General features: G+C 70.8%; 23 protein-coding genes, 1 tRNA gene and 1 riboswitch. Of the genes, 15 read left to right on the top strand and 9 right to left on the bottom strand.

Going from position 1 to position 19786, the window contains the following annotated elements; translation table 11 throughout:
- The first annotated feature begins 82 nt into the window (after window positions 1-82).
- Window positions 83-155, top strand: a tRNA-Arg gene (locus QNI14_RS00975).
- Between the two features lie 48 nt (window positions 156-203).
- Here the strand turns inward: QNI14_RS00975 and QNI14_RS00970 are convergent.
- Complete coding sequence (locus QNI14_RS00970) at window positions 204-527, bottom strand: DMT family transporter (protein ID WP_283714850.1); 324 nt, start codon at window positions 525-527, stop codon at window positions 204-206.
- 12 nt (window positions 528-539) lie between these two features.
- Window positions 540-604, bottom strand: a riboswitch (guanidine-III (ykkC-III) riboswitch).
- A 112-nt stretch (window positions 605-716) separates the two neighbouring features.
- On the opposite strand from QNI14_RS00970, the gene QNI14_RS00965 reads away from it, so the two are divergent.
- Window positions 717-887 (top strand): hypothetical protein, encoded by a 171-nt coding sequence (locus QNI14_RS00965; protein ID WP_283714318.1) that lies wholly within the window; start codon window positions 717-719, stop codon window positions 885-887.
- Between the two features lie 7 nt (window positions 888-894).
- Here QNI14_RS00965 and QNI14_RS00960 read toward each other — a convergent pair whose 3' ends face one another.
- The 3 genes from QNI14_RS00960 to QNI14_RS00950 form a co-directional block, all read right to left on the bottom strand.
- Window positions 895-1755 (bottom strand): CPBP family intramembrane glutamic endopeptidase, encoded by an 861-nt coding sequence (locus QNI14_RS00960; protein ID WP_283714848.1) that lies wholly within the window; start codon window positions 1753-1755, stop codon window positions 895-897.
- 44 nt (window positions 1756-1799) lie between these two features.
- Window positions 1800-2468 carry a tRNA (guanosine(46)-N7)-methyltransferase TrmB gene (gene trmB / locus QNI14_RS00955; RefSeq protein WP_283714847.1) on the bottom strand — a complete coding sequence of 223 codons (669 nt, stop codon included), beginning with the start codon at window positions 2466-2468 and terminating at the stop codon, window positions 1800-1802.
- 131 nt (window positions 2469-2599) lie between these two features.
- On the bottom strand, window positions 2600-3433 hold the full coding sequence (locus QNI14_RS00950) for a DUF3097 domain-containing protein (RefSeq protein ID WP_283714317.1): 834 nt from the start codon (window positions 3431-3433) through the stop codon (window positions 2600-2602).
- Between the two features lie 161 nt (window positions 3434-3594).
- Between QNI14_RS00950 and QNI14_RS00945 the strand changes: the two genes are divergently transcribed.
- The 4 genes from QNI14_RS00945 to QNI14_RS00930 all read left to right on the top strand — a co-directional run bounded on the left by QNI14_RS00945 (window position 3595) and on the right by QNI14_RS00930 (window position 7700).
- Window positions 3595-5562 carry a TPM domain-containing protein gene (locus QNI14_RS00945; RefSeq protein WP_283714316.1) on the top strand — a complete coding sequence of 656 codons (1968 nt, stop codon included), beginning with the start codon at window positions 3595-3597 and terminating at the stop codon, window positions 5560-5562.
- Window positions 5563-5636: 74 nt separating this feature from the next.
- Window positions 5637-6371 (top strand): PspA/IM30 family protein, encoded by a 735-nt coding sequence (locus QNI14_RS00940; RefSeq protein WP_283714315.1) that lies wholly within the window; start codon window positions 5637-5639, stop codon window positions 6369-6371.
- 73 nt (window positions 6372-6444) lie between these two features.
- Window positions 6445-7257, top strand: a complete 813-nt coding sequence (locus tag QNI14_RS00935) for an arginase family protein (protein WP_283714314.1) — start codon at window positions 6445-6447, stop codon at window positions 7255-7257.
- Window positions 7258-7301: 44 nt separating this feature from the next.
- Window positions 7302-7700 (top strand): Fe-S oxidoreductase, encoded by a 399-nt coding sequence (locus QNI14_RS00930; RefSeq protein WP_430539232.1) that lies wholly within the window; start codon window positions 7302-7304, stop codon window positions 7698-7700.
- Here QNI14_RS00930 and QNI14_RS00925 read toward each other — a convergent pair.
- Window positions 7682-8410 carry a tyrosine-protein phosphatase gene (locus QNI14_RS00925; RefSeq protein ID WP_283714312.1) on the bottom strand — a complete coding sequence of 243 codons (729 nt, stop codon included), beginning with the start codon at window positions 8408-8410 and terminating at the stop codon, window positions 7682-7684. The genes QNI14_RS00930 and QNI14_RS00925 overlap by 19 nt on opposite strands.
- Complete coding sequence (locus QNI14_RS00920) at window positions 8407-8877, bottom strand: carboxymuconolactone decarboxylase family protein (RefSeq protein WP_283714311.1); 471 nt, start codon at window positions 8875-8877, stop codon at window positions 8407-8409. The genes QNI14_RS00925 and QNI14_RS00920 overlap by 4 nt, the downstream gene beginning before the upstream one ends.
- Window positions 8878-8933: 56 nt before the next feature.
- On the opposite strand from QNI14_RS00920, the gene QNI14_RS00915 reads away from it, so the two are divergent.
- The 8 genes from QNI14_RS00915 (at window position 8934) to QNI14_RS00880 (ending at window position 16341) form a co-directional block, all read left to right on the top strand.
- On the top strand, window positions 8934-9896 hold the full coding sequence (locus tag QNI14_RS00915; protein ID WP_283714310.1) for an alpha/beta fold hydrolase: 963 nt from the start codon (window positions 8934-8936) through the stop codon (window positions 9894-9896).
- 112 nt (window positions 9897-10008) lie between these two features.
- Window positions 10009-11517 (top strand): ABC transporter substrate-binding protein, encoded by a 1509-nt coding sequence (locus tag QNI14_RS00910; RefSeq protein WP_283714309.1) that lies wholly within the window; start codon window positions 10009-10011, stop codon window positions 11515-11517.
- Window positions 11514-12464, top strand: a complete 951-nt coding sequence (locus QNI14_RS00905; RefSeq protein WP_283714308.1) for an ABC transporter permease — start codon at window positions 11514-11516, stop codon at window positions 12462-12464. Before QNI14_RS00910 ends, QNI14_RS00905 begins: the two co-directional genes overlap by 4 nt.
- The gene (locus tag QNI14_RS00900; protein ID WP_283714307.1) at window positions 12461-13339 is read left to right on the top strand and encodes an ABC transporter permease; all 879 of its coding nucleotides are present in this window, start codon (window positions 12461-12463) and stop codon (window positions 13337-13339) included. The genes QNI14_RS00905 and QNI14_RS00900 overlap by 4 nt, the downstream gene beginning before the upstream one ends.
- Window positions 13336-14127 (top strand): ABC transporter ATP-binding protein, encoded by a 792-nt coding sequence (locus QNI14_RS00895; RefSeq protein ID WP_283714306.1) that lies wholly within the window; start codon window positions 13336-13338, stop codon window positions 14125-14127. The genes QNI14_RS00900 and QNI14_RS00895 overlap by 4 nt, the downstream gene beginning before the upstream one ends.
- The gene (locus QNI14_RS00890) at window positions 14124-14918 is read left to right on the top strand and encodes an ABC transporter ATP-binding protein (protein WP_283714305.1); all 795 of its coding nucleotides are present in this window, start codon (window positions 14124-14126) and stop codon (window positions 14916-14918) included. Before QNI14_RS00895 ends, QNI14_RS00890 begins: the two co-directional genes overlap by 4 nt.
- A 48-nt stretch (window positions 14919-14966) precedes the next feature.
- Window positions 14967-16025 carry a M4 family metallopeptidase gene (locus tag QNI14_RS00885; protein WP_283714304.1) on the top strand — a complete coding sequence of 353 codons (1059 nt, stop codon included), beginning with the start codon at window positions 14967-14969 and terminating at the stop codon, window positions 16023-16025.
- Window positions 16009-16341 (top strand): protealysin inhibitor emfourin, encoded by a 333-nt coding sequence (locus QNI14_RS00880; protein ID WP_283714303.1) that lies wholly within the window; start codon window positions 16009-16011, stop codon window positions 16339-16341. Before QNI14_RS00885 ends, QNI14_RS00880 begins: the two co-directional genes overlap by 17 nt.
- On the opposite strand, the gene QNI14_RS00875 is transcribed toward QNI14_RS00880, so the two are convergent.
- Genes QNI14_RS00875 through QNI14_RS00865 form a run of 3 tightly spaced genes read right to left on the bottom strand, consistent with a single transcriptional unit; the run spans window position 16331 to window position 18157 of the window.
- Window positions 16331-16954: a GNAT family N-acetyltransferase gene (locus QNI14_RS00875; protein WP_283714302.1), complete on the bottom strand. Its 624-nt coding sequence runs from the start codon at window positions 16952-16954 to the stop codon at window positions 16331-16333. The genes QNI14_RS00880 and QNI14_RS00875 overlap by 11 nt on opposite strands.
- Before the next feature lie 16 nt (window positions 16955-16970).
- Complete coding sequence (locus tag QNI14_RS00870; RefSeq protein WP_283714301.1) at window positions 16971-17654, bottom strand: uracil-DNA glycosylase; 684 nt, start codon at window positions 17652-17654, stop codon at window positions 16971-16973.
- On the bottom strand, window positions 17654-18157 hold the full coding sequence (locus tag QNI14_RS00865) for a phosphoribosyltransferase (protein ID WP_283714300.1): 504 nt from the start codon (window positions 18155-18157) through the stop codon (window positions 17654-17656). The genes QNI14_RS00870 and QNI14_RS00865 overlap by 1 nt, the downstream gene beginning before the upstream one ends.
- A 237-nt stretch (window positions 18158-18394) precedes the next feature.
- On the opposite strand from QNI14_RS00865, the gene QNI14_RS00860 reads away from it, so the two are divergent.
- Complete coding sequence (locus QNI14_RS00860) at window positions 18395-19753, top strand: HNH endonuclease signature motif containing protein (protein WP_283714299.1); 1359 nt, start codon at window positions 18395-18397, stop codon at window positions 19751-19753.
- Window positions 19754-19786: the final 33 nt, after the last annotated feature.

The raw sequence follows: 19786 nt of genomic DNA, 5'->3' as shown, positions 1-19786 counted from the left end.
CACTCCAGGCTAGGCGAGTTCGGCGCTGGAGGGTCGGCGGATGCCGGGGCGCGGCGAGCACGGTGATAGTCTCGATCGGTACGCCTCCGTAGCTCAGGGGATAGAGCGTTGGTTTCCGGTACCAGAAGTCGGGGGTTCGAATCCCTCCGGGGGCACGGCGTACGAAACGGCCCGGATCTCACTCGAGATCCGGGCCGTCGTCGTCAGTGCTCGCCGCCGACGAGCTTGAGCCCGACGATGCAGGCGACGAGGCCGAGCAGCAGCACGACCTTCAGCAGCGACACGGATTCGGCGCCGGTGATCATCGCGTAGGTGACGGTCAGGGCTGCGCCGATGCCGACCCACACCGCGTAGCCGGTCCCCGTCGGGATCTCGCGCAGCGCGAAGGCGAGGCCGCCCATGCTCAGGGCGAGTGCGGCGCCGAACACGACGGTCGGCCACAGCTTGGTGAACCCCTCGGACTTACCGAGGGCGGTCGCCCACACGGCTTCGAGGACACCGGAGACGACGAGAACGATCCACGACAACATGACTGTGCTCCTGGCCAGTCTTGTCGCTCACCGGGTACTGAACCGTCGTCCGGGGATCCGGTCGGGATCCGCTCCCCACGATAGCCACGCCGCCTGTGCAGATCCGGTGCAGATCATCCCGGAGGATGATGCGGATGCGTCTGGCGGCGGACGCGGTGAGGATGCCGCGCTTCGTAGCGTCGAAGCATGGCAACCGCGTCGCTCCCCCGGCATCCCTCCCGTACCTCCGCATCCGCCGCGGCGGTGCTCTCGATCCTCGGCAACATCGCCGTCATCGGCGTCGTCGCGATCGGCGCGCTCGTCGTCCCGGTCGCGGCGCTCGTCGTCTTCGGCCCCGCACTCCTCGCGCTCATCTGACCGATCGTCAGGGCGCGGGGACGAGGAACAGCCAGTCGACGAGACCCGGGTTGTGGGCGTGTACGAGCACCCCGAAGACGACGGCGTCGAACAGCAGGTGCACGGTCACGACGTACGCGAGCGAGCGCGTGCGGAGGAAGATGACCGCCTGCAGCAGTGCGAACGGGATCGTAAGCACCGGCCCCCAGGCCCGATAGCCGAGCTCCCACAGGAACGACACGAACACGATCGCCTGGAGCACGTTCGACGTGGCATCCGCGAAGTGCCGGCGCAGCAGCGCGAAGCAGGTACAGATGAAGAACAACTCGTCCCAGATGCCGACCGCGCCCACGCCGACGAAGAGGCGCGCGATGAGGTCGGGTGTGTCGACGACGGGCCAGTTCTCGTACACGCCCGAGGTGATGAAGTAGAACGGCAGGATCAGCCAACCGAGGACGAGCACCGCCCCCAGCCACGTCCACTGCCAGGCCTTCCAGCGCCCGCCACCCCGCCACGGGAAGCGGATGGCGTGATCACGGTAGACGAACCGCGACACGAGATACGGCACCAGCACTGCCCCGCCGAGGGCGAGGGTGAAGCGCACCATAGCGGCGTTATCGAGCTCGGCCTTCAGTGGCACCGCGCTGACGATGAGCAGCCCGATCGCGATCAGCGACAGGTCGCGGGTCAGGCTCGGCCGACGGGCCACCCCCACGGATGCCGCAGTCCCCAGACGCGCGCCCACGGCGACGACCTCGCCCGCCGGCCGCCGACGGTCCACGAACACCGCCAGCACGAGACCTGCCGCGAGCAGCAGCCAGCCGAGCCACGGCTGCAGCAGGACGAAGAACGCGGGAGCCGCGAGGCACACGAGCAGCGCGGGCACCATGCCGATCGCGAGGATCGGTCGTTCGGTCGCCGCGCCGCGCACGCTTAGGCGTCCCGGGGTCGGCGTCGGTAGGTGAGGTCGCGGATGTCGCGGCCCTTCGCGATGCCCTTCCGCTCGAAGGCGGTCATCGTGCGGCCGTCGAACCTCGGCGCCCACTCTCCCTCGAACACGGGCTCGAAGTCGGCGGCATCCGCCATGACTTCACGCATCTGGAGCGCGTAGTCCTCCCAGTCGGTCGCGAGCCGCAGCACGCCGCCGCCCCGGAGCGCGCGGGCGACGATCGGCGGGAACGTCGGCGCGACGAGGCGGCGCTTGTTGTGCTTGGCCTTGTGCCACGGGTCGGGGAAGAAGATCCAGACCTCGTCGACGGATGCCGCGGGCAGCAGGTGCTCGAGCACTTCGGGCGCGTTCGCCTCGACAAGGCGGAGGTTCCGCGCGCCGGCACGATCGGCATCGAGCATGGTGCGCGCGAGGCCGGCGCGGAAGACCTCGACGGCGATGAAGTCGGTGTCGGGGGTCGACGAAGCGGCGTGGACGATCGCGTGCCCCTGGCCGGAGCCGATCTCGACGACGAGTGGTGCGGTGCGACCGAAGACGTCGCCGGGCTCGATGTGCGACCCGGGGAGGATGCTCGTGGCAGCGGCATCCCGTTCGACGGGGATGACGTAGCGCGGACCGAGGTCGGTCCAGGCACGTTCTTGCCCGTCGCTCATCCGACCGCTGCGGCGCACGAATGAGACCGGCTTGTCGCGGTAGCGCGGCGGAGCATCGGGAGCGTCAGACACGCCTCCAGGGTATCCGGCGGCCGGGTGCGCATCGGGCGCGGGGCCCCTTCTGCGGCCGGTCACGAGGTCACGAAATCGATGAGCTCCTCGACGCGGCCGAGGAGTGCGGGGTCGAGGTCGCGGTAGGTCTTCACCGAGGCGAGGATCCGCTGCCAGTTGCGGGCGATGTCGACGTGGTCGTCGGCGGGCCAGCCGAGCGCGCGACTCACACCCGTTTTCCAGTCCACGCCGCGCGGCACGTTCGGCCATGCCTGGATCCCGAGGGTCGCCGGCTGCACGCACTGCCAGACATCGATGTGCGGGTGCCCGACGATCTTGAGGTGCCGCCCGTGCGGGCCGCGAAGGATCTGCTCGGCGATGCGGGTCTCCTTCGACCCCGGGACGAGGTGGTCGACGAGCACGCCGTAGCGTCGCTCCGCCGTCGGCGGCTCCTCGGCGAGCACCGCTTCGAGCAGGTCAAGGCCCTGGAGAAACTCGACCACGACGCCCTCGGCGCGCAGGTCGTCGCCCCACACCTTCTCGACGAGCTCGGCGTCGTGCTTGCCCTCGACGAGGATCCGCGACGCCCGAGCCACGCGGGCGCGCTGCTGCGGTGCCGCAAACGATCCCGAAGCCGTGCGCGCACGGCCCGTCGGCGCGGCGATGGCGGGCGCAACGAGTTCGACCGGTGCCCCGTCGACGAGGAAGCCCTTGCCGAGCGGGAACAGCCGGGTGCGCCCGTGCCGGTCTTCGAGTTCGACGTGACCGGATGCCACGCCCACGACAGCCCCGACGAAGTCGTCGCCCGCCACCTCGACCACCAGGTCGCGGTCGGCGGCGACGCGCGCCACCTGCTTCTTGCCGACGTCGCGCCACCCCTTCGCGAGCACGTCCGTCCCATACCGATCGTCCACAGCACCTCCGAAGCCGTGAGCCTACGCAAGGAACACTTGGGGAACACACAGGCGCTCCGAGCGGATGCCGCTATCGAGGCATACGGCACGCGGCATAGACTCGCGGAAGGGCCGCTCGGTTTCCTGGAACGGCCCGCCGACGCCCCGGAGGAGAGGGACGGATGCGATCTCGACGGCTTCCCGCGCTCGCGGCGACGCTTCTGATCTCGCTCGCCTCGCTCGCCTTCGGGAGCGTCGCGTCGGCCACCGAGCCCGTGTCCCTCGACGCCGATCGCGTCGTCGACCAGGCCGGCGTCCTCACGGACGCGGACGAAGCACGGGTGAACGATCACCTCGAAGCGCTGTCGTCCGAGGCCGACCTCGACCTGTGGGTCGTGTACGTCGACGAGTTCACGTCACCGGCATCCGCCGAGGAATGGGCCAACGAGACCGCGAAGCAAGGGAACCTCGGACCCGACCAGTACCTGCTCGCCATCGCCACCGAAGGGCGCGCCTACTACCTGTCGGCCGATTCCTCCGGGCCGATCTCCGAGGCCGCGATCACCGCGATCGAGCGGGACGACATCGAGCCGCGGCTCGGCGCCGATGATTGGGCGGGCGCTGCGATCGGCGCCGCGGACGGTCTCGCCGACGCGCGCAACGGCGGTGGTGCATCGGGCTGGTGGATCATCGTCCTCGTCGTCGCCGTGATCGGTGCGCTCGTCATCTGGGCGCTCGTCCGAAAGCGCCGTCGCTCCGGTGGCGCGCCGGCGAAGACCGAAGTGCCGCTGGAAGAACTCGAGCGACGTGCGGCATCCGCTCTCGTCCAGACCGACGACGCGCTCACCGCCAGCCAGCAGGAGCTCGGGTTCGCGGCCGCCGAGTTCGGCGAAGAGGCGACCGCGGAGTTCGCCCAGGCCATCGCCGACGCGCGCACCGCGCTCGACTCGGCGTTCACCCTCCAGCAGCGGCTCGAGGACGGGACCCCCGACGGTCCCGAGCAACAGCGGGCCTGGCTCGGCGAGATCATCGCACTGTGTGAACGCGCCGACGACACCCTCGATGCGAAGGCGGAAGCGTTCGATTCGCTCCGAGACCTCGCGAAGAACGCGCCGGCCGCCCTGGCCACCGTCACCGCCGCGCACACCGCGGCTCTCGCCGAGGTGGATGCCGCCGCCGCGCGCGTGACCGAGCTCTCGGCGCAGTACGCGCCCTCGGCGCTCGCGACCGTCGCCGACAACCCGGCGCAGGCTCGTGACCGCCTCGACTTCGCTGCGACCCAGCTCGCCGCCGCGCAGCAGGCACTCACGTCGAACGACGGCGCCGCTGCGGCTGTCTCCATCCGTGCGGCCGAGCAGGCCGTCGACCAGGCACGCACCCTCGAGGTCGCGGTCGACACGCTCGGCGGCGACCTCGCCGCAGCCGAACAGCACGGCGCAGCGCTGCTCGCAGACCTCGAAGCCGATCTCGCGGCGGCCGCAGCCACACCCGACCCCGACGGACGCATCGCGCCGATCGTGGCATCCACTCGTCAGCAGGTCGAGACCGCACGGGCCGCGCTCACCGGCACGGCGCGAGACCCGCTGACCGTCGTCGCAGCCCTCGAACGGGCCAACACCGCGATCGACGCCGCGCTCGGCGGCATCCGCGACGCACAAGCACGGGCCGAACGCGCCCGCAGCGTGCTCGGGCAGACCATCCTCCAGGCGAAGGCGCAGGTGTCCGCGGGCGAAGACTTCATCACCGCGCGCCGCGGCGCCGTGGGCGCCCCCGCGCGCACTCGTCTCGCCGAAGCCGGCGCCGCGCTCGTGCAGGCGACGCAGCTCCAGCAGAGCGACCCGGAGCAGTCCCTCGCGCTCGCGCAGCGGGCGTCGAGCCTCGCCGCCGAGGCGATCAGCCTCGCGCAGCGCGACGTCGGTGCGTTCTCGGGTGGCGGAAGCGGTGGCGGCGGAGGGGACATCGGCGGCATGCTGGGCGGCATCGTCCTCGGTTCGCTGCTGAACAGCGGCGGCGGGTTCGGTGGCGGCTTCGGCGGCTCCCGCTCCCGGAGCTCAGGCTTCGGCGGTTCACGGAGTTCGGGATCCCGCAGCGGCGGCGCACGTCGCAGCAGCGGAGGCTCCCGCTCCAGGCGGGGAGGCGGTCGCTTCTGATCTTTCGACGCCGCTCCACACAGACACAGACACAGACTCAGATCTCGGGACCTCCCGCTAGGAAAGGAAACACGATGGCAAAGCAGTCCATCTTCGGCCGCATCTCGACGCTGGTGAAGGCGAACATCAACGCCCTCCTCGACTCCGCCGAGGACCCGCAGAAGATGCTCGACCAGCTCGTCCGCGACTACACCAACAACATCGCCGATGCCGAGGCTGCGATCGCCGAGACGATCGGCAACCTGCGCCTGCTCGAGCGCGACCACGACGAGGACGTGAAGGCTGCCGCCGAGTGGGGCAACAAGGCGATCGCCGCCAGCCGCAAGGCCGACGAGCTGCGTGGATCGGGCAACACGGCGGATGCCGACAAGTTCGACAACCTCGCCAAGATCGCGCTCCAGCGCCAGATCAGCGAGGAGAACGAGGCCCGTGCCATCGCGCCCTCGATCGCCTCGCAGACCGAGGTCGTCGAGAAGCTCAAGGACGGCCTCAACGGCATGAAGCAGAAGCTCGACCAGCTGCGCTCCAAGCGCTCCGAGCTGCTCGCGCGTGCGAAGACCGCCGAGGCCCAGAACAAGGTCCACGACGCCGTCAAGTCGATCGACGTGCTCGACCCGACGAGCGAGCTCGGCCGTTTCGAGGACAAGGTCCGCCGCCAGGAGGCCCTCGCCGCAGGCAAGGCCGAGATCGCAGCATCTTCGATCGACGCGCAGTTCAACCAGCTCGAGGACCTCGGCGAGCTCACCGAGGTCGAGGCGCGGCTCGCCGCGCTGAAGACCGGTGGGGCTGCCGGCGCGATCGAGCGCTGACACACCGCACCCACGACGGCGCCGGTCCCTGCCAGGACCGGCGCCGTCACCGCTCCCCCGGGCTGGAGGCACCGTGACCCGATTCGTCGTCGTCCCGCAGTGGCAGGGCTCGCCGTCGCCCCGCGCGATGCGCCTCATCGACGGCGCCGATGCGATCGCGGGCGACCTGCCCCGCTCACGAGTGAGCCGGGTCGACGTCCCCGCCGAAGCGGGTGAGGCGCTCGGCAGCGGCATCCGTCGGCTCAGCACCCTCACGCGCGTGCGCGATGCGATCGGCGACGCGCTGGCCGCGGACGATGAGACCGCGATCGTCGTCGGCGGCGACTGCGCGGTTGCGATCCCCGCGATCGCGCATGCTGCGACGCGGCATCCGTCGCTCGCCGTCGTCTGGTTCGACGCGCACGGCGATCTGCACACCCCTGCGACCTCGCCGTCCGGCGCCCTCGCCGGGATGGCACTCCGCGCGGTCAGCGCCCCCAACCCGTTCGTGGACGCGCAGCTCGTCCCCGCCGGCCGCGTCGTGCTCGCGGGTGCGCGAACGTTCGACGACGATGAGGCCGCGCACGTGTTCTCAGAAGAGCCGAGGCACGTCGCGGCGAGCGAGCTCGACGATCCAGCCACCCTCGCCGACGCGGTCGTCGCGACCGGCGCCGACGCCGTGTACATCCACGTCGACCTGGACGTCCTCGACCCGGCGACCGTCACCGGCGTCCTCGACCCGGTGCCGTTCGGGGTGACGCCGGCGGAGCTGGTCGCCGCGATCGGCGCCGTCCGAGACCGGATGCCGCTCGTCGGCGCCTCGATCGCCGGGTTCGCGCCGTCGTCGCCGGACGTCGCCGTCGACGATCTCGGCACCATCCTGCGGATCGTCGGGGCGCTCGCGTGAGTCCTGCTCCGCCGACGGGCTGGGAGGCGCGCGCCGAACGCGCCATGGCTCGGGGGCGTCGCCTGGATCGGTGGATCCCGGCGTTCCTCCTCGACTCCCCCATCAGCCGGCTCGGCTTCGCTGCCGGGACCGCGTTCGGATGGACCTGGGGCATGCTCTGGTCGACCGGGCGGGTCGAGCGCCGCTCGGGGCTTCTCATCTTCCGGGGGATGCCGGAGTGGACGTTCGGCCGCGGCGGCGTGTGCGTCGGCATGTGCTTCCTCACCGGGAACGGGCGCTTCGACGACCGTCTGCTCGCGCACGAAGCGGTCCACAAGACGCAGTGGCAGCGCTACGGGCTGCTGCTCCCGGTCCTCTATCTCCTCGCCGGCCGCGACCCCCTCACCAACCGCTTCGAGATCGAGGCAGGGCTCGCCGACGGCCGCTACGTCCCCCGCCGCTGACTTGAGCCGACGAGCGCGCGACGGAGCTCGGCGAGCTCGTCGGCGGTCAGGCCGTAGGCCTGCAGATACTCGACCGGCCCGCCGTACCGCACGCGCAGGTCGTCGAACACGGCGGTCATCGCCGCCGCGGGCGACCGGGTCGCGAGGTCTTCGAGGTGCCGCGCCGTCGGGTACATCCGACGCAGGTGACCGAGCACGACGGCGTTCCGCTGCGCGGGCAGCTCACCCTCGGTGCGCGCGTAGTCGGCGATGATCGCGGTTTCATCGACGCCCGCCGCGGCGAGGATGAGCGCGACGCTCACCCCGGTGCGATCCTTGCCGACGGTGCAGTGGACGAGCACCGGATGCCGCTCCAGCACGGCGCGCGCCACGTCGACGAGCCGAGCCGCCGAGCCGTCGATCAGCGCCCGGTAGAGGTCGTCGAGCGAGAGGTCCTCGTCGAAGAACGACAGGGCCGATCCGGCGAACATCGGGAGTCGGATCGTCTCGACGTCGAGGTCGCCGAGCTGCGAGGGCTCGTACCGGACCTCGGCATCGTCGCGCAGATCGACGATGCGCCGGATGCCGCGTTCCCGCAGCACCGCGCGGCCGTCGTCGGTCAGCCGCGCGAGGTTCCCCGAACGGAACAGCACGCCCGAGCGGGTCGAGCCCGCGCCGGCCGGGAGCCCACCGACGTCGCGGAAGTTGAACGCGCCGGGGAGGTCGGTCATGCGCCCTTCCGTGGCGGCACCGGGTACTTCCCCGCGATGGTGATCCGGTTGAAGGCGTTGATCGAGACGAGCAGCCAGCTGAGCGCGACGTACTCCTGCTCGCTGAGGATACCGCCGACCCGGTCGTACACGTCGTCGGGGACGCCGTCCTCGTGGATGAAGACGTAGCACTCGGCGAGTTCGAGGGCGGCGCGCTCGCGCTCGCTGAACACGCCGGATTCGCGCCACACGGCCAGCTGCGAGATGTCGTCGGCGGTGATGCCCGCCTTCGCCGCACGGTCGACGTGAACGCGCACGCAGTACGCGCAGCCGTTGAGCTGCGACGCGTGGATCATCGCCAGCTCCTTGAGCCGGTCGTCGATCCCCGCCTTCGCAGCGAGATCGCCCACCGTCGTCGCAAACGCATCGAGTGCGTCGTACGCGGGGCGGGCGGCACGGGAGAGGTGGACGCGGTGCTCATCCGTCATGACGCCACACTACCGACGCCCGCGCCATGCCCAGCCGGATCGGTGAGAATGGCCCGGTGAGCACCCCCGACGACGAGTTCTCGTTCCTTCCCGCGCAGGCGGCGGCCGCGGGCGTCGCGGTCCCACCGGTGCGACGACTGTTCCACTCGCTCCCCGACGGACGTCGGCTGAGTGCGCTCCAGTTCGGGCGACCCGGTGCCGCCGACTTCGCGACCCCCGAGGTCACCTTCCTGCACGGCGCCGGCCTCAATGCGCACACCTGGGACACGACCGTGCTCGCGCTCGGCCTGCCGGCGCTCGTCCTCGACCTCCCCGGTCACGGTGACTCGTCCTGGCGGGAGGATGCCGCGTACACCGGCGCCACGATCGCCGCCGACATCGCCCCGGCGATCGCGGCCTGGACCCGCGCGCCACAACTGCTCGTCGGGCACTCCCTGGGCGGGTTGACCGGTGCCGCCCTCGCCGCGACCGACCCGCGGCTCGTCGCCTCGCTCGTCGTGGTCGACATCTCCCCCGGCATCGATCCCAATGGCGGCGCCGCGCAGATCCGGGCCTTCTTCGCGGGCCCGTCCGACTGGGCGTCGCGCGATGATCTCGTCGAACGCGCGCTGTCGTTCGGGCTCGGCGGGTCGCGCGAGGCCGCCGAGCGCGGCGTCTTCCTCAACTCGCGCGTGCGCGAGGACGGCCGCGTCGAGTGGAAGCACCACTTCGCGCACGTCGCGAACCGGCTCGCGGCAGACCCCGACGCGGCGGCCGTCGTCGATGCGCAGCAGCGTGGGCGGGCGGGCATCCTCTCCGCGGAGGGATGGGACCACCTGGCCGCAGTCACTGCCCCCGTCACGCTCATCCGGGGCACGCGAGGGTTCGTCACCGAGGCCGACCGCGACGAATTCACCACACGCCTGCCCACCGCGCGGGTCTTCGAGCTGAGCGCCGGCCACAACATCCACGAGGAACTGCCCGCCGATCTGGCACAGACCATCGCGGGCGTGTGGCGCGTCGATCATGACGATGCGTGACACTGCGGCCGATGACCGAACCGGTCCCGCGGGACTCTAGGCTGTAACCCGCACCCGAGCACGAGGCGTCGGCAGCAACGACGCCCCATGTCCTCGCGAAAGGATCCCCCACATGTTCCGCCGCACTGCTTTGGCCGCGACGAGCCTGCTCCTCGCCGGCGCACTGGCGTTCACCGGCTGCACCGCCGAGACCCCCGACGACGACGCCACGACGGGGACGCCCGACCCCGCGGCATCCGTCGCGATCCGCCTCGTGCTGGAGCCCGGCAACCTCGACGTCCGCGAGACCGCGGGTGCGGCACTCGATCAGATCCTCATCGACAACGTGTACCAGGGCCTGGTCGCGCGCACGGCCGACCAGGAGATCGTGCCCGCGCTGGCGAGCGACTACGAGGTGTCGGACGATCGCCTCACCTACACCTTCACCCTCCGCGAGGGCGTCACCTTCCACGGCGGCGAAGAACTCACTCCCGAGGACGTCGTGTGGTCGCTCACGCAGGTGCGCGACACCCCCGAGTACCGCGATTCGGCGCGACTCGCGCACGTCACCGACATCGCAGCCGACGGTGACGAGATCACCCTCACGCTCGACGAGCCCGACTCGACACTGCTGTGGACCCTCACCGGTCGCGCCGGCCTCATCCTCAAGAAGGGCGACAAGACCGACCGTCAGACGGCCGCGAACGGCACCGGCCCCTTCACACTCGCCGACTGGAAGCAGGGCGACAGCATCACCTTCGCCCGCAACGACGAGTACTGGGGCGAGCCCGCCGGCGTCGCCGAGGTCGTCTTCTCGTACGTGGGCGACAACCAGGCCGCGCTCAGCGGCGCCGCAGCGGGCGACTTCGACGTGCTCACCGGGTTCGACGCGAACCTGCGCGAGCAGGTCGAGGCGAACGGCGACTTCGAACTCGTGCTGGGCGAATCGACCGACAAGGGGACGCTCGCCTTCAACAGCACCGAGGGCCCACTCGCCGACGTCCGCGTGCGCCAGGCGATCCGCCAGGCGATCGACAAAGAGGCGATCGTCACGGCGCTCGGCTCCGGTTCGACGCAGTACGGCCCGATCCCCTCGCTCGACCCCGGGTACGAAGACCTGAGCGAGCTCGCCCCGTTCGACCCGGAGGCCGCCACGGCACTGCTTGCCGAGGCGGGCGCCGAAGACCTCGACCTGACCCTCACGATCCCGTCCGCGTACGGCACGACGGTGGCGCAGATCCTCGTCTCCAACCTCCGCGACGTCGGCGTGACGCTGCACGTCGATCCGGTGGAGTTCCCGGCGTGGATCAACGACGTGTACGTGAACCGCGACTACGAGCTGAGCTTCGTCCTGCACACCGAAGCGCGCGACTTCGAGAACTGGGCCAACCCGGACTACTACTTCACCTACGACAACCCCGAGGTGCAGGAGCTGTACGCCGAGTCCGTCGCCGCCACCGACGACGCCGAAGCCGCCGCACTCCTGGCCGAGGCCGCTCGGATCGTCTCCGAGGACCACGCCGCCGACTGGCTGTACAACGGCGCCTCGGTGCTCGCGATCTCGACCGCCGTCTCGGGGATGCCGGAGGCGAACGTGAACGAGCGGCTCAACCTCGCAGAGTTGACCAAGAGCGAGGAGTGATCCGCTACGCGCTGACTCGACTGGCCCTGCTGGTGCTGGGCCTGTTCGTCGCCAGCGCGCTCATCTTCGCCACGCTCCGGGTGCTTCCCGGTGATGTCGCCCAGCTCATCGCCGGGATGAACTCCTCGCCCGAGCAGATCGCGGCGGTCCGTGAACGCTTGGGGCTCGACCGGCCCCTGCCGGTGCAGTACGCGGACTGGATCGGCGGCGTCCTGCGCGGCGACCTCGGCACCTCGCAGCTCAACGGCGCCCCGGTCTTCGACGAGTTGGTCGAGAAGGCGGAAGTCACGATCCCCCTCGGCGTGATGGCGCTGATGGTCGCGCTCCTCATCGCCGTGCCGTTCGGCGTGCTCGCAGCGGTCCGACGTCGACACGTCGATGGCACGCTTCTGTCGTTCGGTGCGCAGGCGCTCGCCGCCGTTCCCGTGGTGTGGGCGGGAATGATGCTCGTCGTCGTGTTCGCGGTGTGGCTGGGCTGGCTCCCCGCACAAGGGTTCCCCCGCTCGGGCTGGGCCGATCCGGTTGCGGCCTTCCGCGCCCTCATCCTTCCGGCGCTCACGATCGGCGTGGTCGAAGGCGCGGTGCTGCTGCGCTTCGTCCGGTCGGCGACGCTGCAGGCGGTCGGGCAGGACTTCGTCCGCACTGCCGCGGCCAAGGGCCTCACGCGCACGCAGGCGCTCCTCCGGCACGGCCTGCCGAGCGTCGGGCTCTCGGTCATCACCGTGCTGGGCCTGCAGGTCGCGGGCATCATCGTCGGCGCCGTCGTCATCGAGCAGCTCTTCAGCCTGCCGGGCATCGGCCGGATGCTCGTCGCCGACACCGGCAACCGCGACCTCGTGAAGGTGCAGGGCGAGCTGCTCGTCCTGACCGGGTTCGTGCTCGTCGTGGGCTTCCTCGTCGATCTGCTCCACCGCGTCATCGACCCCCGACAGCGGGAGGCAGCATGAGCCGCTTCGCCTGGCTCCCCCGCCTGTGGGCGACCGCGACCGGCCGCTTCGGGCTGCTCGTCGTGGTCGCGATCGCGCTGATCGCCCTCGTCTCGGTGTTCTGGACGCCGTTCGACCCCCTCCGCGTCGACATCGACAACCGCTGGGCGGGCCCCGGCGGCGCAAACCTCCTCGGCACCGACGGCTCGGGGCGCGACATCCTGAGCGTGCTGATGGCGGGCGCCCGCACGACGATCTGGGTCGCCGTGGGAGCTGGGGTCATCGCGACGCTCACCGGGCTCGCCCTGGCCGCCCTCGGGGCGCTCACACCGCGCGCGGTGCGCGAGAGCGTCGCGGTCGCGGTCGACATCCTGATCGCGTTCCCGGTCCTGCTGCTCGCGATGATGCTCTCCGCAGTCTGGGGAGGCTCGCTGCTGATCGTCGTCGTCTCGGTCGGACTCGGCTTCGGGGTCAACATCGCACGGGTCACGCGGCCGGAGCTCCGCCGGGTGCTGCACAGCGACTTCGTGCTCGCGGGACGCGCAAGCGGCCTCACGCCGTGGCAGAACCTGTGGCGGCATCTGCTCCCGAACGTCGCGCCGGTGTTCATCGTGCAGCTGTCCTGGGGCATGGCGGTCGCCGTGCTCGCCGAGGCCGGGCTCTCGTACCTCGGCTTCGGCGCAACCGTCACCGAGCCCTCGTGGGGGCTGCTGCTGGCGGAACTGCAACAGTTCATCACGATCCACCCCGGATCGGTCCTGTGGCCGGGCCTCGCGATCACCCTCACTGTGCTCGGGTTCAACCTGCTCGGCGACGGCCTGCGCGATGCCACCGACCCGACACTCGCCCGCCGCGCCACTCGTGCGGCGACACCTCCCCCGGCGGTGGTCGCATGAGCCTCACCGTGACCGACCTGGTCGTCGAGATCGGCGGCATCCGCGTCGTCGACGGCGTCTCGTTCGAGGTCGAGGCCGGCGCGCGCACCGGCCTCATCGGCGAGTCCGGCTCGGGCAAGTCGCTCACCGCCCTCGCCCTGCTGGGCCTCCTGCCCGACGGCGCGGCCGCCTCGGGCAGCGTGCGATGGGAGGGGCGCGAACTGCTCACGCTTCGCGACCGCGACCTCGCCGGCATCCGCGGCGACGAGATCGGCATCGTGTTCCAGGAGCCGCAGACCGCGCTCAACCCCATCCGCACCGTCGGCCGGCAGATCGCCGAGTCGATCCGCATCCACCAGCGGGGCGTCTCGCGGCGCGAGGCATGGGCGCGAGCGGTTGAAGAGGCCCGACGTGTGCGCTTGCCAGACCCCGAGCAGATCGTGAACCGCTACCCGCACCAGCTCTCCGGCGGGCAGCGACAGCGCGTCGCCATCGCGATGGCGCTCGCATGCCGCCCGCGCCTGCTCATCGCCGATGAACCGACGACCGCGCTCGACGTGACGATCCAGGCGGAGATCCTCGAACTCCTGCAGCACCTCGTCGACGAAGACGGCATGTCCCTCGTCTTCATCACCCACGACCTCGCCGTCCTCTCGCAGGTCGCGACCGACGCGGTCGTGCTCGAGTCGGGCCGCATCGTCGAGCAGGGGCCGCTCTCGCGCCTCCTGACGACGCCGCAGTCCCCCGTCACGCAGGGGCTACTCCGCGACGCGACCGCGACGCTGTGGAAGCCGGGAGGCATCGGATGACCGCCCTCCTGTCCGCCCGGGGACTCACCCGCCGATACCGGATGCCGCGCGCCGGGCTGTTCGCCCCCGTACGCGAAACCATCGCGCTCGACGACGCCGACGTCGACGTCCGCGCCGGCAGCACGCTCGGGGTCATCGGCGAGTCCGGATCGGGCAAGTCGACCCTCGTCCGGCTGCTGCTCGGGCTCGACACCCCGACGGCCGGCTCGGTGACCTTCGACGGTCGGGCGGTCGACGCCGCGGCATCCGCTCGGTCGCTCCACTGGCTGCGGCGCGAGACGGGCATCGTGTTCCAGGACCCGTACGCGTCGCTCGACCCGAGGATGCGCGTCGACCGCATCGTCGGCGAGCCGCTGTGGGCGCTGGACGTCGACGTGGACCGCAGAGCGCGGGTGCGGGAGGTGCTGGACGACGTGGGATTGCCCTCGGATGCCGGCGAGCGGTACCCGCACGAGTTCTCGGGCGGGCAGCGGCAGCGCATCGCACTGGCTCGTGCGCTCGTGCACCGGCCGCGGCTGCTCGTCGGCGACGAACCGCTCTCGGCGCTCGACGTGACGGTGCGCGCGCAGGTGCTGGAGCTCATCCGCGAGCTCCGCGTCCGCGATGGGCTGACCCTCGTCATGGTGTCGCACGACATCGGCGTCGTGCAGAACCTGTGCGACGAGGTCGTGGTCATGAAGGACGGCCGCATCGTCGAGGAGGGGCCGACCGAGAAGGTGCTGCTGCAGCCGCAGGTCGCCTACACGCGACGTCTGCTCGCCTCGATCCCGGTCATCGATCCGCCGCGCTGAGTGTGTGCAGTCGGCGCACGTGTCGGCGCCGGGCGTTACCGTGGCGTCATGCACGCGATCGTCCCGCCGTACCTGCTCGCCGCCCTCGCCGCCGCGCCCGCGGATCGGTTCCCCGCCGCGTCCGCGGCGGCGCGTGCCACGCTCGCGCTGCCCCGTACCTATACGCCGACGCGCGCGCATCTCGACCTCAGCGTTGACGGCGGCGCACTCGTCGTCTCGGCGAGCCCCGATCCCGACCGGCTCGTGTCCGATGCGCAGCAGCGCGAGGAGCTCCCGGGAGTGCCGGCGCGCGCCGAGGGCGCCGAGCCCACCGGTGACGCCGCGGTCGACGAAGCGTATGACGGACTCGGTGCGACGTTCGCGTTCTTCTGGCAGGCCTTCGAACGGGTCGGATTGGATGCCGCGGGCGGGCCGCTGCTCGCAACCGTGCACTTCGGCCGCGACTACGACAACGCGTTCTGGGACGGCACACGGATGGTGTTCGGCGACGGCGACGGCGAGGTCTTCACCGGGTTCACCCGCTCGGTCAGTGTCATCGCGCACGAACTCGCGCACGGCGTGATCGAGCACGCCGGCGGCCTGGTCTACCAGGGCCAGTCCGGAGCGCTCAACGAATCGGTCGCCGACGTGTTCGGCGCGCTCACCGAACAGCACCTCCGCGGCGAGACGGCCGGCGAGGCGACCTGGCTCGTGGGCGCCGAGATCTTCACCGACGCCGTCACCGGCTCCGCGCTTCGCTCACTCGCGGCGCCCGGCACAGCGTACGACGACGACATCCTCGGAAGGGATCCGCAGCCGGGCCACATGCGCGACTATGTCGAGACCTCGGGTGACAACGGCGGCGTCCACATCAACTCGGGAATCCCGAACAAGGCGTTCCACCTGGTTGCGACCACGCTCGGCGGGAACGCCTGGGAGCGCGCCGGACGTATCTGGTATCTGACGCTGACCGGCGGCTCGCTGTCGAGCACGGCGACCTTCACCGACTTCGCCGCCGCCACGACCGCGACAGCGATCGCGGAGTACGGTGAGGAATCGGAGGAGGCCGCCGCAGTCCGCAAGGCGTGGGACGCGGTCGGGGTCACGGGAGATGTCGCAGTCGGCTGATTCGCTCACGATCCTCGTCGTGCGCACCGGCGGCTTCGCCGGGCTCCGTCGCGCCTGGCGCGTCGCCGCCGACGAGGCATCCGCTCCGGGGTGGCGCGAACTCGTCGACGCATGCCCGTGGAATGCGGCCGCGCCCGCGGCGCCGGCGACGGGAGCGGACCGCTACGTCTGGGAGGTCACAGCGGCGGAAGCGCGGCATCCGCTCTCGAGCGAGGAACGGCACGTCGTCCTCGGCGAGCGCGCGGTCGCAGGGCCGTGGCGCGACCTCATCGATGCCGTCCGCGAGGGCGGGGAGCCGGCGGACGTCAGCGGTTGATCAGTCGCGACCACCAGGACGGCTGCTTCCGCGGCGACAGCGACTTCTGCAGGTAGATCGTGCCGAGCGGCCGCCCGAACTTGTATCCGACCCGGCCCATGCGCCCCACCTCGACGAAGCCGAGCTTCTCGTGCAGCGCGACCGACGCCTCGGCACCCTTGTCGCTGATCACGGCGACCATCTCGCGAAGGCCCTTCGCCTCGCACGCCGCGATGAGCGCTTCGAGGAGGGCTCGACCGAGGCCCTTTCCGGTCGCCGCCTGACCGAGGTAGATCGAGTTCTCGACGGTGTAGCGGACGCCGCTGCCGCCGGTCCACGGGCCGACCATGCCGTAGCCGAGCACCTGGTCGTTCGGTGACACCGCGACGAGGAACGGCAGACCGAGCTTCTGCAGGTGGTCGAACTTGTCGCTCCAGCGCTTGTGCGACCAGCGCTTCTCGTCGAGGGTGACGACCGAGTTCGTCACGTAGTAGTTGTAGATCTCGCGGATGTCGGGGATGTCCGCGCGCACCGCCGGACGGATCGAGAACGCGAACGCGGCTTCGGGTTCGGGCCGGCGACGCAGGTGGCGCGGAAGACGACGGCGATCACGCTCGTACTCGTCCTCCAACATGCGGACAGTGTACGGGTCAGTCTCCGACGCGCCAGTCGACCGGGGCGGCACCATGTGCAGCGAGCAGTTCGTTCGCGCGAGAGAACGGACGCGATCCGAAGAAGCCGCGACGTGCCGACAGCGGCGACGGGTGCGCCGACTGGATGACCGGGGTGTCGCCGAGGAGCGGGCGCAGGTTCGCGGCATCCCTCCCCCACAGGATCGCGACGAGTGGCGCCTCGCGCGCGACGAGCGTGCGGATCGCGTGCTCGGTGACGCGCTCCCAGCCCCAGCCGCGATGCGAGCCGGCGGCACCCGGCGCGACGGTGAGTACGCGGTTCAGCAGCATGACGCCCTGGTCGCTCCAGGCGGAGAGGTCACCGTGCGGGGCGCGGGCGATGCCGAGGTCGGACTCGAGCTCGGTGTAGATGTTCCCGAGGCTGCGCGGCAGCGGGCGGACGTGACGCTCGACGGCGAACGAGAGCCCGATCGCGTGCCCCGGCGTCGGGTACGGGTCCTGGCCGACGATGAGCACCTTCACGTCCGCGAGCGGCCGGGCGAACGCGCGCAAGACGTGCTCGCCGGCGGGAAGGTACCCGCCCTCGGCTTCTCGCAAGCGATCGCCGAGCGCCGCGATGTCGTCCGCGACGGGTGCGAGGGCTTTGGCCCAGCCGGCGTCGATGAGACCGGATGCCGCGAGCTCGGCGAGCGTCTTCGCCATCAGGCGCTCGCGGGGAGGCCGGCGTCTTCCTGCTCGACGGTGCCCTGGAACGACCACGGGAAGTTGATCCAGAGGTCGGTCTCGCGCCACGAGTAGTCGGGCGTCGCGACCGAGCCGGGCTTCGTGTAGATGCAGACCGAGCGGACGTCGGCGGCCGCCTCTTCGAGCATGCGGACGGCGAGCGCGAGCGTGCGGCCACTGTCGGCGACGTCGTCGACGAGGAGGACGCGCTTGCCGGGCAGGTAACCGAGGTCGAGGTCCGGCGGGAGGAGCTCAGGGGCATCGAGCACGGTGCCGATCCCGGTGTAGAACTCGACGTTCAGGGCGCCGCAGCTCTTCACACCGAGCCCGTACGCGATTGCCCCGGCCGGCAGCAGGCCGCCGCGTGCGATCGCGACGACGACGTCGGGCATGAACCCGTCGGCGACGATCGATCGGGCCAGGTCACGGGTCGCCTGGCCGAAGCCGTCCCAGGTCAACGTCTCTCGCTCGGTCACCGGCATCCCTTCGTCTGAAGACTCCAGCCTAGGCCGCCGGCCTCCGGGCGCGAGGTCGTTGAGCGAGGAAGCGAAGCGACCGAGACGAAACGTCCGACGAATCGCGGATGCCGCGGGTCCCGGACGCCCGCGATGACCGAGCAAACTGCTCGCCCGAAGAATGAACGCTTTCTGATCTTGATCTGGGATTCAGAAGCCCGAATCGACCCTCTCAATGTCGTACCCCCTCACCACAATGGAGGTATGACCAACCCAGTCGAGCACCCCGGATCGGACGCCTTCATGACGTCCCTCGCCGGGCTCGCGCACGGGATGGAAGGGCTGGCTCAGGATGCCGCTGCCCTGCAGATCCGAGAGGTCCGACTCCTCGCTGCCGCGGCCGCCCTCGCCGAGAAGACCGCAGCCGGGTCACCCGCGAAGGTGCGCGAGCAGGACATGGCGCTCCGGTCGATCTCCGCGGAGCTCGCAGGCATCATGCGGATCGCCGACCGCACGATGCAGCGCCGTATCGATGAAGCCCGAACAATCGTCGAGGACTACACCGCCGCCCTCGACGCGTGGGAAGCCGGTCGGATCGTGCGGGGGCACGTCCTCACGATCGTGGCCGCCGGCTCAGTACTGCCACCCGAGTTGCGTGGTCAGTTCGCGGAGTCCGCGATCCCGAAGTGCGAACGCGACACCCCCAACCGGGTCCGGCCCGCGCTGGAGATGCTCGCGCAACACCTGCACCCGCGGTCGTTCGCGGAGCGGCACGAAGCAGCCGCGGCCGGTCGGTGCGTCCGCATCGTGCCCGGGTCGAACGGGATGTCCGAGCTGATCGCGAAGATGCCGACCGCGATCGCAGAGGGCATCCACGACCGTCTCACCCAGATGGGCCGCGCGATCATCGACACGCGTGGCGAGCGCGCGGCCGGTGGTGGCCTGACCCTCGGGATTGACGGCAGTGACGAATCCCGCGCTGAGATCGTCTCCACCGACGCCCGCACCATGGACCAGGTTCGCGCCGACCTCTTCGCCGACCTGCTCCTCGCCGGAACGCCAGCGCTCGACGACACGCGCGACACCTCGGCCGGCCCGCTCGGGAAGATTCGCGCACGCATCCAGGTCGTCATCCCCGCACACGCCCTCGCTGGCGACGACCACGACGCCTGCGACCTCGTCGGACGCTCCCCCATCGACGCGGCCACCGCGCGTCAGCTCGCGGCAGGGAACAGGCAGTGGGAACGCCTCCTCACCCACCCCGTCACCGGCACCGTCCTGGCGGTGGACTCGTACCGGGTGCCGGAGAAGATGCGCCGGTACCTGCAGGCGAGGGACCAGCACTGCCGGTTCCCCGGATGCCGCCAGGCGGCCATTCGGTGTGAGGTCGACCACAGCGAGGATCACGCGCTTGGCGGGAAGACCAACACCTGCAACCTGTGCCATCTGTGCCAGCGACATCACTCGATGAAGCACTTCACTTGCTGGAGAGTCCGACAACTTTTGGGTGGCGTCCTCGAATGGACCTCACCCCTCGGCAGGATCTACAGAGAAGACGCACCCGCACCGGCCGTCGCCTTCACCCCTGCCATCGTCACGCCCACCGAAGCCGCACCCTTCTGATCGCCCCGGAGTGTTGCGGTGCCGCTGCACACC

The organism is Microbacterium dauci (genome assembly GCF_030065535.1).
Lineage (GTDB): Bacteria > Actinomycetota > Actinomycetes > Actinomycetales > Microbacteriaceae > Microbacterium > Microbacterium dauci.
The sequence above is the reverse complement of the archived record's forward strand: the minus strand, read 5'-3'. Positions and strand labels throughout refer to the sequence as shown.